The organism is Actinomadura sp. WMMA1423 (assembly GCF_006547145.1).
Taxonomy (GTDB): Bacteria; Actinomycetota; Actinomycetes; order Streptosporangiales; family Streptosporangiaceae; genus Spirillospora.
In genome coordinates this window covers 373,933-390,828 of record NZ_CP041244.1, presented here as the reverse complement: position 1 = coordinate 390,828, position 16,896 = coordinate 373,933, and the positions used below count along the sequence as shown (strand labels likewise).

Annotated in this window: 20 protein-coding genes; 14 read left to right on the top strand and 6 right to left on the bottom strand. The window is 74.9% G+C overall.

Annotated features, from left to right (window positions below; genetic code table 11):
- Window position 1 precedes the first annotated feature (1 nt).
- Entirely contained in the window at window positions 2–634 is a 633-nt protein-coding gene (locus tag FKD65_RS46515) for an RNA-guided endonuclease InsQ/TnpB family protein (RefSeq protein WP_368367203.1), read from the top strand.
- Window positions 635–647: 13 nt separating this feature from the next.
- Here the strand turns inward: FKD65_RS46515 and FKD65_RS01925 are convergent, their stop codons facing one another.
- Window positions 648–1,073, bottom strand: a complete 426-nt coding sequence (locus FKD65_RS01925) for a PPOX class F420-dependent oxidoreductase (protein WP_141575685.1) — start codon at window positions 1,071–1,073, stop codon at window positions 648–650.
- A 51-nt stretch (window positions 1,074–1,124) separates the two neighbouring features.
- Between FKD65_RS01925 and FKD65_RS01920 the strand changes: the two genes are divergently transcribed.
- A complete protein-coding gene (locus tag FKD65_RS01920) occupies window positions 1,125–1,742 on the top strand; it encodes an alpha/beta family hydrolase (protein ID WP_141575684.1) in 618 nt (205 codons plus the stop codon).
- Window positions 1,743–1,838: 96 nt separating this feature from the next.
- On the opposite strand, the gene FKD65_RS01915 is transcribed toward FKD65_RS01920, so the two are convergent.
- Window positions 1,839–2,042, bottom strand: coding sequence for a DUF5999 family protein (locus FKD65_RS01915; protein ID WP_141575683.1), 204 nt, complete (start codon window positions 2,040–2,042; stop codon window positions 1,839–1,841).
- A 277-nt stretch (window positions 2,043–2,319) separates the two neighbouring features.
- Here FKD65_RS01915 and FKD65_RS01910 point away from each other — a divergent pair, with 277 nt between their 5' ends.
- From FKD65_RS01910 to FKD65_RS01900, 3 genes are all read left to right on the top strand, one after another.
- Window positions 2,320–3,048 (top strand): (Fe-S)-binding protein, encoded by a 729-nt coding sequence (locus tag FKD65_RS01910; protein WP_141575682.1) that lies wholly within the window; start codon window positions 2,320–2,322, stop codon window positions 3,046–3,048.
- Window positions 3,049–3,143: 95 nt separating this feature from the next.
- Entirely contained in the window at window positions 3,144–4,520 is a 1,377-nt protein-coding gene (locus FKD65_RS01905; RefSeq protein WP_240810429.1) for a lactate utilization protein B, read from the top strand.
- Window positions 4,517–5,158 carry an LUD domain-containing protein gene (locus FKD65_RS01900; RefSeq protein ID WP_141575679.1) on the top strand — a complete coding sequence of 214 codons (642 nt, stop codon included), beginning with the start codon at window positions 4,517–4,519 and terminating at the stop codon, window positions 5,156–5,158. The genes FKD65_RS01905 and FKD65_RS01900 overlap by 4 nt, the downstream gene beginning before the upstream one ends.
- A gap of 6 nt (window positions 5,159–5,164) precedes the next feature.
- On the opposite strand, the gene FKD65_RS01895 is transcribed toward FKD65_RS01900, so the two are convergent.
- Entirely contained in the window at window positions 5,165–5,764 is a 600-nt protein-coding gene (locus FKD65_RS01895; RefSeq protein WP_141575677.1) for a TetR/AcrR family transcriptional regulator, read from the bottom strand.
- Window positions 5,765–5,879: 115 nt separating this feature from the next.
- On the opposite strand from FKD65_RS01895, the gene FKD65_RS01890 reads away from it, so the two are divergent.
- Together FKD65_RS01890 and FKD65_RS01885 are read left to right on the top strand one after the other, a co-directional pair.
- Complete coding sequence (locus FKD65_RS01890) at window positions 5,880–6,296, top strand: plectin (RefSeq protein ID WP_141575675.1); 417 nt, start codon at window positions 5,880–5,882, stop codon at window positions 6,294–6,296.
- A gap of 181 nt (window positions 6,297–6,477) precedes the next feature.
- A complete protein-coding gene (locus FKD65_RS01885) occupies window positions 6,478–7,203 on the top strand; it encodes a maleylpyruvate isomerase N-terminal domain-containing protein (protein ID WP_141575673.1) in 726 nt (241 codons plus the stop codon).
- Here FKD65_RS01885 and FKD65_RS01880 read toward each other — a convergent pair.
- Window positions 7,151–8,524, bottom strand: a complete 1,374-nt coding sequence (locus FKD65_RS01880) for a NarK/NasA family nitrate transporter (protein WP_141575670.1) — start codon at window positions 8,522–8,524, stop codon at window positions 7,151–7,153. The two genes, FKD65_RS01885 and FKD65_RS01880, sit on opposite strands and share 53 nt — an antisense overlap.
- A gap of 190 nt (window positions 8,525–8,714) precedes the next feature.
- On the opposite strand from FKD65_RS01880, the gene FKD65_RS01875 reads away from it, so the two are divergent.
- Entirely contained in the window at window positions 8,715–8,963 is a 249-nt protein-coding gene (locus tag FKD65_RS01875; RefSeq protein ID WP_141575666.1) for a hypothetical protein, read from the top strand.
- 90 nt (window positions 8,964–9,053) lie between these two features.
- Here FKD65_RS01875 and FKD65_RS01870 read toward each other — a convergent pair whose 3' ends face one another.
- Window positions 9,054–9,548: an NUDIX hydrolase gene (locus FKD65_RS01870; RefSeq protein WP_141575664.1), complete on the bottom strand. Its 495-nt coding sequence runs from the start codon at window positions 9,546–9,548 to the stop codon at window positions 9,054–9,056.
- A gap of 289 nt (window positions 9,549–9,837) precedes the next feature.
- Here FKD65_RS01870 and FKD65_RS01865 point away from each other — a divergent pair, with 289 nt between their 5' ends.
- The 4 genes from FKD65_RS01865 to FKD65_RS01850 all read left to right on the top strand — a co-directional run bounded on the left by FKD65_RS01865 (window position 9,838) and on the right by FKD65_RS01850 (window position 14,374).
- Complete coding sequence (locus tag FKD65_RS01865) at window positions 9,838–11,958, top strand: molybdopterin oxidoreductase family protein (protein WP_141575662.1); 2,121 nt, start codon at window positions 9,838–9,840, stop codon at window positions 11,956–11,958.
- A gap of 101 nt (window positions 11,959–12,059) precedes the next feature.
- Entirely contained in the window at window positions 12,060–12,452 is a 393-nt protein-coding gene (nirD, locus tag FKD65_RS01860) for a nitrite reductase small subunit NirD (protein WP_141575660.1), read from the top strand.
- Complete coding sequence (locus FKD65_RS01855) at window positions 12,436–13,650, top strand: uroporphyrinogen-III synthase (protein ID WP_141575657.1); 1,215 nt, start codon at window positions 12,436–12,438, stop codon at window positions 13,648–13,650. Before nirD ends, FKD65_RS01855 begins: the two co-directional genes overlap by 17 nt.
- On the top strand, window positions 13,643–14,374 hold the full coding sequence (locus FKD65_RS01850) for a sirohydrochlorin chelatase (RefSeq protein ID WP_240809933.1): 732 nt from the start codon (window positions 13,643–13,645) through the stop codon (window positions 14,372–14,374). Before FKD65_RS01855 ends, FKD65_RS01850 begins: the two co-directional genes overlap by 8 nt.
- On the opposite strand, the gene FKD65_RS01845 is transcribed toward FKD65_RS01850, so the two are convergent.
- The gene (locus tag FKD65_RS01845; RefSeq protein ID WP_141575654.1) at window positions 14,326–14,862 is read right to left on the bottom strand and encodes a MarR family winged helix-turn-helix transcriptional regulator; all 537 of its coding nucleotides are present in this window, start codon (window positions 14,860–14,862) and stop codon (window positions 14,326–14,328) included. The two genes, FKD65_RS01850 and FKD65_RS01845, sit on opposite strands and share 49 nt — an antisense overlap.
- A 116-nt stretch (window positions 14,863–14,978) precedes the next feature.
- Between FKD65_RS01845 and FKD65_RS01840 the strand changes: the two genes are divergently transcribed.
- On the top strand, window positions 14,979–15,962 hold the full coding sequence (locus FKD65_RS01840) for an ATP-binding cassette domain-containing protein (protein ID WP_141575652.1): 984 nt from the start codon (window positions 14,979–14,981) through the stop codon (window positions 15,960–15,962).
- Between the two features lie 2 nt (window positions 15,963–15,964).
- Complete coding sequence (locus FKD65_RS01835; RefSeq protein ID WP_141575649.1) at window positions 15,965–16,849, top strand: ABC transporter permease; 885 nt, start codon at window positions 15,965–15,967, stop codon at window positions 16,847–16,849.
- The last annotated feature ends 47 nt before the right edge of the window (window positions 16,850–16,896 follow it).

Genomic DNA, 16,896 nt, shown 5'->3' with positions numbered 1-16,896 from the left:
GGTGCTGTCGGACGGCACGAAGGTGACCGCGCCCGAGTTCCTGCGGCGCGCCGCCCGCAAGCTCAAGCGGCTGCAGCAAGCCCTCGCGCGCAAGCAGCGCGGGAGTCAGAACCGCAAGAAGGCCGTCGTCAAGGTCGCCCGCGCCCATGCGCGGGTGGCCGACACCCGGCGGGACTGGCAGCACAAGCTCTCCACGCAGATCATCCGCGAGAACCAAGCGGTGTACGTCGAGGACCTGTGCGTGACCGGTCTGTGCCGGACCCGGCTGGCCAAGTCCGTGCACGATGCGGGCTGGGCCGCCTTCACCGGCATGCTGGAGTACAAAACCGCCAGGTACGGGCGCACCTTCTGCCGGGCGGACCGGTTCTTCCCCTCGACCCGCATGTGCTCGGCCTGCGGCCGGGTCAACGAGAAGATGGCGCTCAACGTCCGAACGTGGGACTGTCCGTGCGGCAGTCACCACGACCGGGACATCAACGCCGCCAGGAATATCAGGGCCGCTGGACAGGCGGACCTCAACGCCCGTGGAGCGCACGTGAGACCGGGACTCGTCCCGGCAGCGCGCAATGAAGCGGGAACCCGCCCGGACGCTGCGCGTTCCACGCGCAGCGTGGAGGGAATCTCCGTCCGTTAGGACGGAGAGGATGTCAATCGGCGATGGCGCGCTCGGCGATCACCTTGGTGATGCGGGCGCGGACGAGGTACTCGGTCGGCACCGCGTTGCGGCGGCCGAACTCCTCGGCCCGGTCGGCGCCCATGTAGCGGCCGCCGATGGCGGTCGCCCAGCGGAGCACCTCGTCCAGGTCCTCGACGAGCGTCGCCTCGGCCTGGATCAGCACGTACGAGAACGGCGGGGCCTGGTCGTCGACGCAGATGGACACACGCGGGTCGCGGGCGAGGACGCGCCCCTTGACGCCGCGGCGGCCCGTGTTGAACAGCACGTCGTCGCCGTCGAGGACGAACCACACCGGGGTGACGTGCGGCGTCCCGTCCTTGCGGGTGACGCCGGCCTTGCCGGTGCGGGTGCCCTCCATGACGAACGCGCGCCACTCGCTCTCGGTCATGATCTCCATGGGCCCAGTCTGCCGCACGGTCCGCTCGCGGCTGCCGCTACGGTGTGTCACGTGGAGGTCGCGACGGCGCACGGGACCGCGGAGGTCGTGCTCGACGAGGTGGCGGAGCCGGCGCTGCTGCTGGTGCTGACGCACGGGTCGAACGGGGGAGTGGAGGCGGCCGACCTGCTCGCGGTGCGGGCCGAGGCGCTCGCCCTCGGCGGTGCCGTCGCGCGGGTGACGCAGCCGTTCCGGCTCGCCGGGCGGCGGGCGCCGGGCCCCGCGGCCAAGCAGGACGAGGCGTGGCTGGAGGTGGTCGCGGTCCTGCGGGAGAGGTTCGGCGACGTGCCGCTGGTGCAGGGCGGCCGCAGCAACGGCGCGCGGGTGGCGTGCCGGACGGCGGCCGCGGCCGGTGCGGCGGGCGTGGTGGCGCTGGCGTTCCCGCTGCACCCGCCGGGCAAGCCTGAGAAGACCCGCGTGGGCGAGCTGCGGTCGGCGGGGGTGGAGGTCCTGGTCGTCAACGGCGACCGCGATCCGTTCGGCGTCCCCGACCCGGCGGACGCCGCCGAGGTGGCGGTGCTGGCGGGGGAGCGGCACGACCTGAACAAGGACCCCGCGGCGGTCGGCCGGGCGGCGGAGCCGTGGCTGAGAAGGTGGGCGGCCCGTCCAGTGCGGACGGGCCGGGAGTAGAGTGGCTCCGGGCCCGGTGCGGGCCCAGAGGCCGGTGGTGGTGGGCGTGCCCCCGAGGATGATCACCCGTTTGAACTAGTCCCCCGTGGAGACCGCTCAAGCGGCGGACGTGGCCTGCGCGTCCGTCGGCCGGTGCGGCGCGATGACTCCCCCGTCGGGCAGCAGCTCACCGGTGTCCTCGAACAGCACGACTCCGTTGCACAGCAGGCTCCACCCCTGCTCGGGGTGCGAGGCGAGCGTGCGGGCGGCGTCGCGGTCGGGTGCGTCGTGGGAGGGACAAGGCGGCTGGTGCGGGCACATGGCGTGCCTCCGGTCTCAACTAACTGGTCGGTCGTGGTGCTTTCCTGTTCTGACGCACCCCAGTGTGGAGTGGTTCGCCCCCACCGGCCATAGCCCGTTGGGACGGTTGTCCATTGGTACCGGAGTACCGGTCGGGTGTGATCCCTCCCACTCCGGGGGTGCGATCAGTAGCGTCCCCCCGGCGCGGTGACGGACGGGGAACGACACGCCGCCGGAGCCTGAAACCCTTACGATGTTCGGCGGGGGACGGGCTCTGCGGGTTGGGGGAGTGAGGCCGGTGCGGGTCGCGCTGTCCGTCGCGTGCTTCGACGACGTGCTGTTCCCCGGCACCGCGAAGGCCGTGACCGCGCTGCTGGAGCGGCTCGGGCACGAGGTGGCGTTCCCGCCGGGGCAGACCTGCTGCGGCCAGTTCCACTGGACGGCCGGCTACCACCGCGAGGCCGCCGCGCTCGCCCGCTCCCACGCGGCCGCGTTCGAGGGCTGCGAGGTCGTGGTGGCGCCGTCCGCGTCGTGCGCCGCGACCGTCCGCGACGACTACCCGAAGCTGGCCAGGACGGCCCGCGACCCCGGCCTGGCCCGCGCCGCCGAGGCCCTCGCCGTCTACGAGCTGACGGAGCTCCTCGTCGACGTCCTGGGGGTCACCGACGTCGGCGCGTACTTCCCGCACCGGGTCGCCTACCACCCGTCCTGCCGCTCGCTGCGCGCGCTCGGCGTCGGTGACCGGCCGGTGCGGCTGCTGCGCGCGGTGCGGGGCCTGGACCTGGTGGAACTGCCGTCCGCGGAGGAGTGCTGCGGGTTCGGCGGCGCGTTCGCGATGAAGAACGCGGACGTGTCGGTCGCGATGGTCGCCGACAAGGTCAGGCACATCCGCGACACCGGCGCCGACGTGGTCTGCGCCGTCGACGACCCGTGCCTGGCCCACATCGGAGGCGCGCTGTCGCGGCTGCGGGGCGGCGTGCGGACGATGCACCTGGCCGAGATCCTCGCCGAGACGGGGCCGGCGTGACGGCCTCCTCCCCGGGGACGGGGCCCTCCTCCACGGGGAGGAGCGGGCCCGTCCCGCCGCCGAGGCCGAAGTTCGCCGCCGCCGCGCGGCCGGAACTGGCCGACACCCGGCTGCGCCGCAACCTGCGCGGCGCGACGGCGGCGCTGCGGGAGCGGGAGGCCGCCGCGGCAGCGGAGGCCGCCGACTGGGAGGACCTCCGCGAGGCCGGGCGCGCCGTCGGGGACGCCGCGCTCCTCGACCTCGACTCCCACCTGGAGGAGCTGGAGCGGGCCGTCACCGAGGCGGGCGGCACCGTCCACTGGGCGGCGGACGCCGCGGAGGCGCGCCGCGTCGTCACCGGCCTGGTCCGCGCGACGGGCGCGAGGGAGGTCCTCAAGGCCGCGTCCGCGACGGCGAGGGAGATCGGTCTGGGCGACGCGCTGGCGCGCGCGGGCGTGACCGTCCGCGAGACCGCGGTCGCCGAGATGGTCGTGCAGCTCGCCGAGGACGCGCCGTCCCACCTGCTGTCGCCCGCCGCGCACCGCGACCGCGCGGAGATCGCGGAGCTGTTCCGCCGCGCGGTGCCCGCCGCCGGGCCCGGCCTCGCCGACGACCCCGAGGCGCTGGCCGCCGCCGCCCGCGCCCACCTGCGCGAGCGGTTCCTGCGCGCCCGCGTCGCGGTCACCGGCGCGAACTTCCTGGTAGCCGAGACCGGCACCGCCGTCGTGCTGGAGTCCGAGGGCAACGCGCGGATGTGCCTGACGCTCCCCGAGACGCTGATCACCGTCGCCGGTATCGACAAGGTCGTCCCGACGTGGGATGACATGGAGGTGTTCCTCCAGCTGCTCCCGCGCTCGTCGACCGGCGACCGGATGACCCCCTACGTCTCGACGTGGACGGGAGTGACCGCGGGCGACGGGCCGCGCGAGTTCCATCTCGTCCTGCTCGACAACGGCCGCACCCGCGCCCTGGCCGACGAGGTCGGCCGCGCCGCCCTGCGCTGCATCCGCTGCTCGGCCTGCCAGAACGTCTGCCCCGTCTACGAGCGGACGGGCGGGCGCCCCTACGGGCCGGTCCACCCCGGCCCGATCGGCGCGGTCCTCACCCCCCTGACGCGCGGCGTGGAGAGCGCCGCCGACGCCTCGCTGCCGTACGCGTCCACGCTGTGCGGCGCCTGCGCCGACGTCTGCCCGGTGAAGATCGACATTCCGGACCTGCTGGTGCACCTGCGCGGCACGGTGGTCGAGTCGCGCCGGCGGCGTCCCGTCCCGACCCCCGAGATGGCGCTGATGCGCGGCCTCGCCTGGACGATGGGCGACCCGCGCCGCCACGAGGCGGCGGTGCGGCGCGGCGTCCGGTGGGCCCGGCTGCTGTCGCGCGGCGGGCGGATCCGCCGCCTCCCCGGCCTGCTCGGCAAGTGGACCGAGGCCCGGGACCTGCCCGCGCCGCCGGCCGAGAGCTTCCGCGGCTGGTGGGACAGGACGCGCGGATGAGCTCGCGGGAGGAGGTGCTGCGGCGGGTCCGCGAGGCGCTCGGCGGGGCCCGCGCCGCGCGCCCGCCCGCGGCGCGCGGCTACGCCCGGCGGCTGCCCGCGGCCGACGCCGAGACCAGGGCCGACGTCCTCGCGCTGTTCACCGAGCGGGTCGCCGACAACCGGGCCGCGGTGCGGCACGTCGGCGCGGACGAGGCGGGCACGGCGGTGGCGGCCGCGCTGTGGGGGCGGGAGGCCAAGCAGATCGTCGTCCCGGCCGACCTCCCGTTCGGGTGGCTCGCGGAGCTGGACGGAGTGCGGGCGCTGGCCGACGCCCCGGCGGTCGACCTCGCCACCCTCGCCGCGGTCGACGGCGTCGTCACCGGCTGCGCCGTGGCCGTCGCGCAGACGGGCACGGTCGTCCTGGACGGCGGCCGGGCGCAGGGCAGGCGGGCGCTCACCCTCGTCCCCGCCTACCACCTGTGCGTGGTGCACGCCGACCAGATCGTCGGGACGGTCCCGGAGGCGGTCGAGCGGCTCGACCCGGAGCACCCGCTGACGTGGATCAGCGGGCCGTCGGCCACCCACGCCGTCGAGGCGGCGCGGGTCGAGGGCGCCCACGGCCCGCGGCACCTGGAGATCATCCTCGTCGAGGACTGACCGCGCCTAGCGCACGCCGCCGAGGACGACGTCGAGGCCGGCGCGGAAGCGGGCGTCCCAGTCGACCGGGCCGCTCCCGCCGCCCTCGCCGGCGGCGATCCGGGCGGCGGCGCCGTCCTCGGCGGTGCCGCGCACCTCCAGCGCGGCGTGCCCGATCACGTAGCCGAGCAGGGTGTGCGCCGCGACGGCGGCGGCGTCCTCGGGGACGCCGCCGCGGCGCAGCACCTCCCGCAGGGACGCGAGGGTCTCGGTGAGCGCGGCGGGGTTGCGGCGCGTGACGACCAGCGGGAGGACGCCCGCGTGCGCCAGCAGGCGCTCCCGGTAGCCGCCGGCCCAAGCCCGCAGGACGTCCTGCCAGCGTCCGTGCGCCGCCGTGTCGGCCGGTGCCGCCGCGACGTGCACGACGAGGCCGTCGAGGAGCTGCTCCTTGCCGCGGGGGAGGTGGTGGTAGATGGCCATCGCCTCCACCTCCAGGGCGTCGCCGAGGCGGCGCATCGTGAGGCGGCCGAGCCCCTGGCCGTCGACGATCCGCAGGGCCTCCTCGATGATGCGGTCGGTGGTCAGCGGTGCGCGGTGCTGGGCGTTGATGCTGGGTTGCCGGACCATGATCCGACCTTACTACGTAAAGGGCCCGGGCCGGGTGTCCGCCGCGCCAACACGCCGGGACCCCGCGTAGTCTTTCCCTGATCGGACACTGCACGACCGTCGAGGGAGTACCACCATGCCGCTGGGCCGCCGGGTGAGCAAGGACGTAGCGGAGCCGTACGAGGCCGACCAGCGGCTGGCGGGCGAGTACGAGGACCGGCTCGCGGCCGCCGGCGAGGCGGAGCGGGCGCTGCGGGAGGCGCAGGCCTCCGGCGGGGCCGAGCCGCGGCTGCGGGAGCTGACGGTGGCCTTCGACCGGGCGATGACGGCGGTGCTCGCCGCCGCCGAGGCGTCCGAGCGGATCGCGATGGGGCCGAACGTGTACTCGACGGACGCGCAGGACGCCAAGGCGCGCCGCGCCGCCGAGATCGCCTACCGCAAGGCCAAGGCGCGCCCGGCGGTGCGCCCGTGGACCGAGGAGGTCGACCGGCTGCGCACGGCGCGCGAGGCGCACCGGCTGAGCTATCGGACGCAGCCCGCCGCCCACGTGTGAGCCGCGGCGGACGCGTGGCGACACGGCGTCACCGGGTGGCACGGGCCGCCGAACTTTGAGAGTCTGCCCTCTCCGGGGGAGCGCCGGGGGTGCCGCGCCGTACGTCGCGCCAGCGTGACGGCCGCGGCCGGCGTCCCGGCGGGGAGGGCACTGGGGTGCTCTGGACGTTGGGGGATGTCACTTGGAGCGCACGCCGCCGGACCGGTGCCGCGTACTCGAGTCCTACCAGGACGGGGTGAAGGCGATCCGCGCGCTCGCGGAGACCGTCCGGGACTGGGACGTGCCGACGCCCTGCGCCGACTGGCAGCTGATCGACCTCGCGGGGCACCTGCGGTGCGTCGCGGAGAACTTCCTGGAGTACCTCCAGGACGCGCCCGACAGCCGCCTGGCGAAGCTGTTCGCGCGGGAGGCGGCGACGGCGGTGCTGATCAGGCAGCAGGCGCGGCAGAACGCGGCGGAGCTGGCGGTGCTGCCGCCAGAGCCCGGCCCGGAGCGGATCCTGGCCTTCGGGGTGTCGGCGGGGGCGTACGCCGACCTGATGCCCGACATGTGGGACCGGACGCACCTGATCTACCGGGGCACCAAGTACACGGTCGGCGACCACGCGGGCGCGGCGTGCGTGGAGTGGCACCTGCACGCCTGGGACATGGCCCGCGCGACCGGGGCCGACTACCGGCCGCGCGACCCGGACCTGCTGGTGTCGGCCTGGCACTGGGGCGTCCCGCACCTGCCGCTGGAGCCGGGGGACTCCTGGGAGGCGGTGCTGCGCTCCTCGGGCCGGTCGCCGCGGTGGCCGGACCCGGGCGAGGGGCCCGGCCGCTCGCGGCGGCGGCGCCCGGTCCGCCAGCCCGCCGTCAGACGCCCGCCGGCCTCCCCGGGCGGGCCCGCAGGTAGACCAGCCAGGTGAGCGCGCAGCACACCGCGTAGAAGGCGATGAACGCGACGTAGGCGCCGTCGCCCGTTCCGTAGGTCAGGAACGACTGGCGGAACGCGATGTTGACCAGCACCCCGCCGAACGCCCCCACGGCGCCCGCGATGCCGATGAGCGCCCCGGACAGGCGGCGCGCCTCGTGCTCGGCGGCGGCGGGGTCCCCGCCGCCGTCGACGCCGGCCTGCGCCTTCGCCCTGAAGATCGCCGGGATCATCTTGTAGGTGGAGCCGTTGCCGACGCCGCTGAAGGCGAACAGCAGCACGAAGCCGGTGAGGAACAGCGCGAGGGACCCGAGCAGCGACGCGCCCAGCACGAGGCCCGCCGAGGCGGCCATCGCCACGAACGTGCAGAAGGTGACCTTCGCGCCCCCGAGCCGGTCGGCGAGCCGGCCGCCGACGGGACGGATCAGCGAACCGAGCGCGGGGCCGAGGAACGTCAGGTAGGCCGCCTTGATCGGGGTGTCGAACTCGGCCTTGAACTGCACCTGCAGGACCTGCCCGAACGCGAAGCCGAACCCGATGAACGATCCGAAGGTGCCGATGTAGAGCACCGACATGATCCACGTGTGGGCGTCCTTGCAGACGTCCCGCATGGCCCGCCTGTCGTTGCGGGCGTGGGCCAGGTTGTCCATGGCGAGCGCGGCGCCGAGGGCGGCGAGGACGATGAACGGGATGTAGACGCCCGCGACGAGGCCGGGGTGGCCCTTGCCCGCGGTGGCGAGGACGGCGAGCCCGGCGAGCTGGACGACGGCGACGCCGAGGTTGCCGCCCCCCGCGTTGATCCCGAGCGCCCACCCCTTGAGCCGCTGCGGGTAGAACGCGTTGATGTTGGCCATCGACGAGGCGAAGTTGCCGCCGCCGACGCCCGCCACGGCCGCGAGCAGCAGCAGGGTGGTGAACGAGACGCCCGGTTCGATGAGGACGGCGGCGAGCACCGCCGGGACGAGCAGCAGCGCCGCGCTGAACACCGTCCAGTTGCGTCCGCCGAACCGGGCGACCGCGAGGGTGTAGGGGATGCGCAGCGCCGACCCGACGAGGGCCGGGACGGCGGTGAGCGTGAACTTCCCGGCCGGGTCGATGCCGTAGGCGGGGCCGAGGAACAGCACCAGCACCGACCACAGCGTCCACACCGAGAACCCGATGTGCTCGGCGAAGATCGAGAACATGAGGTTGCGGCGGGCGGTCCGGGCGCCTCCGGCCGCCCAGAACGCGGGGTCCTCGGGGCGCCAGTCGTCGATCCAGCGGCCCTTCGTCGGATGGGCGCGCCCGGCGCGCGCGGCTTCGGTGGTGACGGTCATCAGGCGGTCTCCTTGGGTCGCTTCGACGGCCCGACCGTAGGAAGCGCGGGTTTCGCGCGTGTGTGACCGGTCATACGGAAGTGATAACTCCGCTGCACAGCGTGTTCCGGACGCTGTGAGGGGACGGGTAGGCCCGGGTGCGCCCGGGTAGGCAGAGAGGGCGACGCGGCGGGGGAACGGAGAGGCGACGATGGGAACCTGTGAGGTCTGCGGGAACGAGTACGCGATGGCGTTCGAGGTGCACGCGCAGGGCGAGGTGCACACGTTCGACTCGTTCGAGTGCGCGGTCACCAAGATGGCGCCGATCTGCGAGCACTGCGAGTGCCGGATCATGGGGCACGGCGTGGACGTGGGCGGGCACTTCTACTGCGGAGCGCACTGCGCCCGCGCCGCCGAGCCCGAACGCGCCCGCACCATCCGGGACGCGGTGTCGGTGTAGACCTGTCCGGCGCGGTCCTGTCCGGACGCGGTTCCGGCGCGGGCGTCCGGTCCGGCGGCCGGCCCGGCGGCTCCGCCCGGGCACCCGGTTTCAGGCGCGGGCGGCGCCGAAGGGCTGCTCGCGGCCGTCCTCGAGGTAGACGGCGCCGCCCGCGGCCATGGCCCGCAGGCTGGGCTCCAGCCGGCGCGATACGTGCGGCGGCGCCAGCTCGGGGACCTTCTCCGGCGCCACGAGGATGTGGTCGGAGAGCTCCTCGGGCGGCAGCCGGATCGACGCGATCTCGGGTCCGGTGATCGTGCCGCCGAAGACGAACACGTTGACCGCGTCGACGCCGTCGTCGCGCGGCGAGCCCCAGTCGACGCAGGCCAGCCCGTCGAGCCGGGGGACGAGGCCGAGCTCCTCCTCGCACTCGCGTACGCACGCCGACAGCGGGGACTCGTCGGCCTCGATCACCCCGCCGGGCAGGAACCAGCCCTCGCTGTAGGTGGGTTTGACCAGCAGCACCCGCCCCAGGTCGTCCAGCAGCAGGGCCGCCGCGGCGCCGCGGGCCCGCGGCAGGGAGGCGTAGTAAGCAAGGTCTGGCATGCTCCGAGGTTAAACGTGATCACTCTGGGCCGATTCCGGCCGTAACGGACAGGCGACCGCATCCATCCGCGAGATCGCCGGGCCACCGCCGATCCGTTCGGCAACCGGGCAAAAGGCAACGAATAGGCCATGACAGGGATCGACAACGCTTGACACGCGCGCGTCAAGAGGGATTGCGGCGCCGCGTTCACGACTCCTGACCTCGGGGGAGGAGCGACGTGAAAGCCATTTAACGCCGGGGTCACACCCGGGACTCGGCGGCGAAACCGGGCACGCGGAGTGTCGGCGCATGATCGGGACTCCTACGCACTGCCCGTACTGCGCGCTGCAGTGCGGCATGACCCTGCACGGCGCCGCCCGGGGGAGCCTGCGGGTGGAGCCGCGCGAGGACGTGCCGGCCAACCGCGGCGGGCTGTGCCAGAAGGGCTGGACGGCGCCGGAGCTGCTCACCGTCCCGGACCGGCTGACCACGCCGATGATGCGCCGCACCCGGGACGCGCCGCTCGAGCCGTGCGGCTGGGACGAGGCGCTCGACCGCGTCGCCGCCGAGGCCGGCCGGCTGCGGGAGCTGCACGGGCCCGACGCCGTCGCGGTGTTCGGCGGCGGCGGGCTGACCAACGAGAAGGCCTACCAGCTCGGCAAGTTCGCCCGGATCGCACTCGGCACGTCCCAGATCGACTACAACGGGCGGTTCTGCATGTCGTCGGCCGCCGCCGCTTCCGGGCGGGCGTTCGGGATGGACCGCGGGCTGCCCGGCCCGGTCACCGACCTCGCGGCCTCCGGTGCGGTCCTGCTCGCGGGCGGCAACGTCGCCGAGACGATGCCGCCGTTCATGCGTCACCTGGCGCGGATGCGCGAAGGCGGCGGCGCCCTCGTCGTCGTCGACCCCCGCCGCACCGCCACCGCCCGCCAGGCCGACCTGCACCTGCAGCCCACGCCCGGCACCGACATCGCCCTCGCCAACGGCATGCTCCACCTGGCGCTCGCCGAGGGCCTGGCCGACGAGGAGTACATCGCCGCCCGCACCACCGGGTTCGAGGCCGTCCGCACCGTCGTCAACGCCTACTGGCCCGACCGGGCCGAGCGCATCACCGGAGTGCCCGTGCCGCTGATGCGCGAGGCCGCCCGGCTGCTGGCCCGCGCGTCCCGCGCCCACGTCCTCACGGCGCGGGGATCGGAGCAGCACGCCCGCGGCACCGACACCGTCAGCGCCTTCATCAACCTGGCCCTCGCTCTCGGGCTCCCCGGCCGCGAGGGCTCCGGTTACGGGTGCCTGACCGGGCAGGGCAACGGGCAGGGCGGGCGCGAGCACGGCCAGAAGGCCGACCAGCTGCCCGGCTACCGCAGGATCGACGACCCGCAGGCCCGCGCGCACGTCGCCGGAGTCTGGGGCGTCGACCCCGGCGACCTGCCGGGGCCGGGACGGTCGGCCTACGAGCTTTTGTCGGCGCTCGGCACCTCCGGCGGCCCGAGGGCCCTGCTGCTGTTCGGGTCCAACCCGGTCGTGTCGGCGCCCCGCGCCGCGGCGGTGGAGGAGCGGCTCGGCGCGCTCGACCTGCTGGTGGTGGCCGACTTCGTGCCGTCGGAGACCGCGCGGCGCGCCGACGTCGTCCTGCCGACCGCTCAGTGGGCCGAGGAGTCGGGGACGATGACGAACCTGGAGGGGAGGGTGCTGCGGCGGCGCCGCGCCGTCCGCCCGCCGGACGGCGTCCGCACCGACCTGGAGATCCTCGCCGCGCTCGCCGGGCGGCTGGAGGCGCCGGGGGAGTGGAGCACCGACCCGGAGGCGGTGTTCGGGGAGCTGCGCCGCGCCAGCGCGGGCGGCACCGCCGACTACTCGGGCATCACCTACGAGCGGATCGAGGCCGAGGGCGGGGTGTTCTGGCCGTGCCCGTCGCCGGACCACCCCGGCACGCCGAGGCCCTACCTGGACCGCTTCCCCACTCCGGACGGGCGGGCCCGGTTCGTCGCCGTCGAGCACCGCGGCGCCGCCGAGGACGTCGACGGTGACTACCCCGTGTACCTGACGACCGGGCGGGTCCTCGCCCAGTACCAGTCGGGGGCGCAGACCAGGCGCGTCCGGCCGCTGGCCGAGGCGGCGCCGGGACCGTTCGTCGAGCTGCACCCCGACCTGGCCGGGCGCCTCGGCATCGAGGACGGCGCCGAGGTGCGGGTCGAGAGCCGCCGGGGGGCGGCGACCGTGACCGCCCGCCTGACCGGCGCCATCCGCCCCGACACGGTCTTCATGCCGTTCCACTGGGCGGGGGAGGGCCGCGCGAACCTGCTCACCAACCCCGCGCTCGACCCGGTCTCGCGGATGCCGGAGTTCAAGGTCTGCGCCGTGCGCCTGCGCCCCCTGCGGGCCGAGGAGGAGCCCGCCGGGGCCGCCGCGCTCGGCGGCCGGCGGTGAGCCCCTTTTAACACGGCGGTGACAAAGGAGACCCAACCGCGAAACCGCCTCTCCCGAGTATCGGACCATCGGACAGTTCCCCGCCAGGAGGTTGCCGCGCGATGACCACGACACCCGAAGCGACGATCACCAGGAAGCGGGCGGGCCGGCACGCGGCCCGCTGGTTCGACATCTGCTCCTACGCCGGCCTGACCCCCGAGCGGGGCGCCTGCGCGATGGTGGACGGCACGCAGGTGGCGATCTTCCGGGCCTTCGACGGCGCCCTGTACGCATTGTCGAACCTCGACCCGTTCAGCGGCGCCTACGTGCTGTCGCGGGGGATCCTCGGCACCCGGGACGGCGCGCCGACCGTCGCGTCCCCCATGTACAAGCAGGTGTTCGACCTGCGGACCGGGGTGTGCCTCGACGACCCCCGGGTGGCGCTGCCGACCTTCCCGGTCCGCCGCTCCGGGGACCGGGTGGAGGTGGCGCTCACCGATGAGCACCGGCAGTGAGCCGCTGGCCGGGTTCGCCGTCGGCGTGACCGCGGCCCGCCGCCACGAGGAGCTCGCGACGCTGCTGGAGCGGCGCGGGGCGAGGGTCGTGCCGGCTCCCGCGATCCGCCTGGTCCCGCTCGCGGACGACGACGAGCTGCTGGAGGCCACCCTGGCGTGCCTCGCCGAGCCCCTCGACCACGTCGTCGTCACGACCGGGATCGGGTTCCGGGCGTGGCTGGAGGCGGCCGACGGGCACGGCATGCGGGACGCCCTCATCGACCGCCTGGCCGGGTCCGACATCCTGGCGCGGGGCCCGAAGGCGCGCGGCGCGATCCGGTCGGCGGGCCTCCAGGAGCGCTGGTCGCCGGAGTCGGAGGAGTGCTCCGAGCTGATCGGGCACCTGCTGGAGAAGGAGATCGACGGCGCGCGGGTGGCCGTGCAGCTGTACGGGGAGCGCCAGCCGGAGCTGATCGGGGCGCTGCGCGCCGCCGGCGCCGACGTGATCGAGATCCCGGTGTACCGGTGGTCGCGCACCGAGGACTCCACGCCGCTGCGCCGCCTCGTGGGGCAGGCGGTCGCGGGCACGATCGACGCGATCACCTTCACCAGTGCCCCGGCGGTCGCCGCGACGCTGGCCGTCGCCGCCGAGGACGACCTGGAGGAGGCCCTGCTGGAGGCCATGCGCACCCACGTCGTGGCGGCGTGCGTCGGCCCCGTCACCGCGCAGGCCCTGACCGAGCGCGGCGTCCCGACCGTCCAGCCCGAGCGCGCCCGGCTCGGCGCGCTGGTGCGGGCCCTGGTCTCGGACCTGCCGCGGCGCCGCTCGCGGCGGCTGTCGGTCCGCGGGTTCTCGCTGGAGCTGCGCGGGCACGCCGTCGTGCTGGACGGCCAGCTGCGGCCCATCGCGCCCGCGCCCATGGCGATCCTGCGGGCCCTCGCGCGGCGCCCCGGGCACGTGGTGTCGCGGGCGGAGCTGTGCGGGGTGCTGCCGAGCAGGCTGTCCGTGGCGTCCGGCTCCCGGGACGGCTGGGCGCGCGAGGCGCGGCCGCGGGAGGCCCGCCCGCAGGCCGACGAGCACGCGGTGGAGATGGCGGTGGCGCGGCTGCGCCGCGGCCTCGGCCGGCCGGGCATCGTCGAGACCGTCGTCAAGCGCGGCTACCGGCTGGCGTGCGACCCGCGGATCGTCGACCGGCTCCCGGCGGGCGCCGGTGGCTGAGTCCGGCGCCGGGGCGCCCGCGCTGCTGGCCGTGGCGCACGGCACCCGCGATCCGGCGGGGCCGGCGGCCGTGCGGGCGCTGCTGGACCGGGTGCGGGCGATGCGGCCGGGCCTGCGGGTGGCCGAGGCGTACGGCGAGCTGGCCGGACCGTCGCTGGAGGAGGCGGCGCGGGGGCTGCGCGGCGGCCCGGTCGTCGTGGTCCCGCTGCTGCTGGCGCGGGGCTACCACGCGCTGATCGACATCCCCGGCCGGGCGGAGCGGCTGCTGCCGGGGGCGGTGACGTCCGGGCCGCTCGGCCCGGACGCGATGCTGGCCGGGGCGCTCGGCGCCCGGCTGGCCGAGATGGACCGGGCCTCGCCGCACCGCCGGGACGCCGTCGTCCTCGGCGCGGCGGGGTCCGCCGACCCGGCGGGCGGCGCCGACGTGCGCGCGGCCGCCCGGCTGCTGGCGCGGCGGCTCGGGCGGCCGGTCCCGTGCGGTTTCGTCGCGGCGGGAGGCCCGCCGCTGGACGAGGTCGTCGCGGGGCTGCGCGGTCGCGGCGCCCGCCGGGTCGCCGTGGCGCCCTACCTGCTGGCGCCGGGCCGGTTCCACGACCGGATGCGGACGTGCGGCGCCGACGTTGTCGCCGCCCCGCTGGGCGCGCACGGCGCGGTGGCCCGGGTGGTGCTGCGCCGCTACGACGAGGCGGTGCTCCGGCTCCGGGCCCCGGCGCCGGCCCGCTGACCCGGCTCGTCCTGCCCGTCCCGGCGGTCCTGCGGGGCGGGTGCGGCGGCGAACCGGTCGTCGTGGTGGGCGAGGACCCGCAGCAGCAGCTCCTTGAACAGGCGTGTCTCGCCGGGTGACAGGGCCTCGAACAGGGTCTCGTCGAGGCGGACGCGGTCGTCCAGGCAGGCGCCGAGGAACAGCCGCCCCTGCTCGGTGGCGTCCAGCGCGTACCGGCGCCGGTCCCGCGGGTCGCGGCGCCGTCGGACGTGCCCGGCCCCCTCCAGCGCGTCCACGATGCCGACGAGGTCGCCGGCGTCCATGCGCAGCCGCTCGGCGACTTGGCGCTGCGACAGCGGCCCGTGCCGCGCCACGCACGACAGGACCAGCAGGTAAGGCAGCCTCGGCTGGTGTGGGAACAACCGGGCGGAGGTGCGCCGCACGAGCCTGCCCGTCTCGAACAGCAGGTACACGGGCGACTCGGACAGGGGCTCGGGCCGGTCGTCCACTGCTGCTCCCTCGGGTTCTTGGCAAGTCTTATTTCTCTTGACCTGAGAGATAGGTTATCCCTACCGTTGGATGGCCCAAAATATGGGTGTTCACTCCATTCGCGGAGGGAGGCCCCATGCCGGACGGGGGACCGGCCGTCGAGGTCGACGGCCTGACCAAGAGGTTCGGCGACGTGGAGGCCGTGCGGGGGATCGACTTCACCGTGCGGTCGGGGGAGATCTTCGGTTTCCTCGGCCCGAACGGCGCGGGCAAGTCCACGACGATCAACATGCTGTGCACGCTGCTGCGGCCGACCGGCGGCAGCGCGCGGGTCGCCGGGTTCGACGTGGTACGCGAGCGCGACGCCGTGCGGCGCAACATCGGGCTGGTGTTCCAGGACCCGACGGTCGACGGCTACCTGTCGGGCGAGCAGAACCTGCGCTTCCACGCCGAGCTCTACGGGGTGCCGCGCTCGGTGACGGGCGACCGGATCCGGCAGGTGCTGGAGATGGTCAACCTGTGGGACCGGCGCCGCGACCTGGTGCAGACCTACTCGGGCGGGATGAAGCGCCGCCTGGAGATCGCGCGCGGGCTGCTGCACTCCCCGCGGGTGCTGTTCCTGGACGAGCCGACCGTGGGCCTCGACCCGCAGACGCGGGCGTCGATCTGGGAGTACATCCGGCAGCTGCAGGCCGCCGAGGAGATCACGATCTTCATGACGACGCACTACATGGACGAGGCCGAGTTCTGCGAGCGCATCGCGATCATTGATTCGGGGCGGATCGTCGCGCTGGACACCCCCGAGGCGCTCAAGGCCGGCGTCGGCAAGGACCGGGTCCGCATCCAGACCGCCGACGACCAGGCCGCGATCGCCGCGCTGAGGGAGCGGTTCGGGCTGGAGGCCGTCGTCTCCGAGGGCGCGGTCGCGTTCCCGGTGGCCTCCGGCGAGGCGTTCGTCCCGCGGCTGTTCGCCGAGCTGGGCGTCCCGATCAGGTCGGTGAACGTCGCGCGGCCGTCCCTGGACGATGTGTTCATGTCCTTCACCGGGACCACGATCCGCGACGCCGAGGCCTCGGCGACCGACGGGATGCGCGTCGCGATGCGCGCGATGAGGAGGTGACGATGACGGGTACGGCGGAGAGGGCGGGCGCCGAGGTCGTCCGGGTGCGGGTGCCCGAGCGCGGCCTGCGGCAGGACCTGCGCGCCGTGAAGATCGTCCTGCACCGGGAGCTGATCCGGTTCTGGCGCGACAAGCTGCGGATGGTGTCCGGGCTGGTCCAGCCGGTGCTGTGGCTGCTGGTCATGGGCACCGGGCTGTCCAACCTGATGGCGAGGAGCGGCGGCCCCGCCGGGAACGTCGACCTGAAGACCTTCATCTTCCCCGGCGTGTGCGCGATGTCGGTGATGTTCACCGCGATGTTCTCCGCCGGTTCGATCGTGTGGGACCGCGAGTTCGGGTTCCTGCGCGAGATGCTCGTCGCGCCGGTCAGCCGCGGCGCCATCGTCGTCGGCAAGTGCGTGGGCGGCGCGCTGGTGGCGACCGTGCAGGGCACGGTGATCGTGCTGCTGGCGGGCCTGGCCGGCGTCCCCTACGACCCGGGGCTGCTGCTGGAGCTGCTCGGCCTGATGTTCGTCGGGGCCTTCGCGCTCACCGGGTTCGGCGTCATGATGGCCGCCCGGATCACCAGCATGCAGTCGTTCTTCGGCCTCATGCAGATGGCCATGATGCCGATGATGTTCCTTTCGGGCGCCCTGTACCCGCTGAGCGGGCTCCCGACGTGGCTGACCGTGCTGACCCGGTTCAACCCGCTCACCTACGCCGTCGACCCGCTGCGGCACGCGGTGTTCTCGCACCTGGACGTCTCGCCGCAGATCCTGCGGACGTTCGACCCGGGCGTCACCTGGGGCGGCTGGGTGGTGCCGATCTGGCTGGAGGTCCTGCTCGTCCTCGGCATGGGCGTGGGCCTGATGGGCGTGGCCATCCTGGAGTTCCGCCGCGCCGACTGAGCCGCGGGCCCGGTGCCGGAGAACGCGGAAGGGCCCGCGGGACCGGT

Excerpts from the sequence above, each read along its gene's own strand:
- FKD65_RS01840 (WP_141575652.1), top strand. The coding sequence starts at position 14,979 with ATGCCGGACGGGGGACCGGCCGTCGAGGTCGACGGCCTGACCAAGAGG.
- FKD65_RS01865 (WP_141575662.1), top strand. The coding sequence starts at position 9,838 with ATGATCGGGACTCCTACGCACTGCCCGTACTGCGCGCTGCAGTGCGGC.
- FKD65_RS01875 (WP_141575666.1), top strand. The coding sequence starts at position 8,715 with ATGGGAACCTGTGAGGTCTGCGGGAACGAGTACGCGATGGCGTTCGAG.
- FKD65_RS01900 (WP_141575679.1), top strand. The coding sequence starts at position 4,517 with ATGAGCTCGCGGGAGGAGGTGCTGCGGCGGGTCCGCGAGGCGCTCGGC.
- FKD65_RS01835 (WP_141575649.1), top strand. The coding sequence starts at position 15,965 with ATGACGGGTACGGCGGAGAGGGCGGGCGCCGAGGTCGTCCGGGTGCGG.
- FKD65_RS01890 (WP_141575675.1), top strand. The coding sequence starts at position 5,880 with ATGCCGCTGGGCCGCCGGGTGAGCAAGGACGTAGCGGAGCCGTACGAG.
- FKD65_RS01915 (WP_141575683.1), bottom strand. The coding sequence starts at position 2,042 with ATGTGCCCGCACCAGCCGCCTTGTCCCTCCCACGACGCACCCGACCGC.
- FKD65_RS01855 (WP_141575657.1), top strand. The coding sequence starts at position 12,436 with ATGAGCACCGGCAGTGAGCCGCTGGCCGGGTTCGCCGTCGGCGTGACC.
- FKD65_RS01925 (WP_141575685.1), bottom strand. The coding sequence starts at position 1,073 with ATGGAGATCATGACCGAGAGCGAGTGGCGCGCGTTCGTCATGGAGGGC.
- FKD65_RS01895 (WP_141575677.1), bottom strand. The coding sequence starts at position 5,764 with ATGGTCCGGCAACCCAGCATCAACGCCCAGCACCGCGCACCGCTGACC.
- FKD65_RS01870 (WP_141575664.1), bottom strand. The coding sequence starts at position 9,548 with ATGCCAGACCTTGCTTACTACGCCTCCCTGCCGCGGGCCCGCGGCGCC.
- nirD (WP_141575660.1), top strand. The coding sequence starts at position 12,060 with ATGACCACGACACCCGAAGCGACGATCACCAGGAAGCGGGCGGGCCGG.
- FKD65_RS01880 (WP_141575670.1), bottom strand. The coding sequence starts at position 8,524 with ATGACCGTCACCACCGAAGCCGCGCGCGCCGGGCGCGCCCATCCGACG.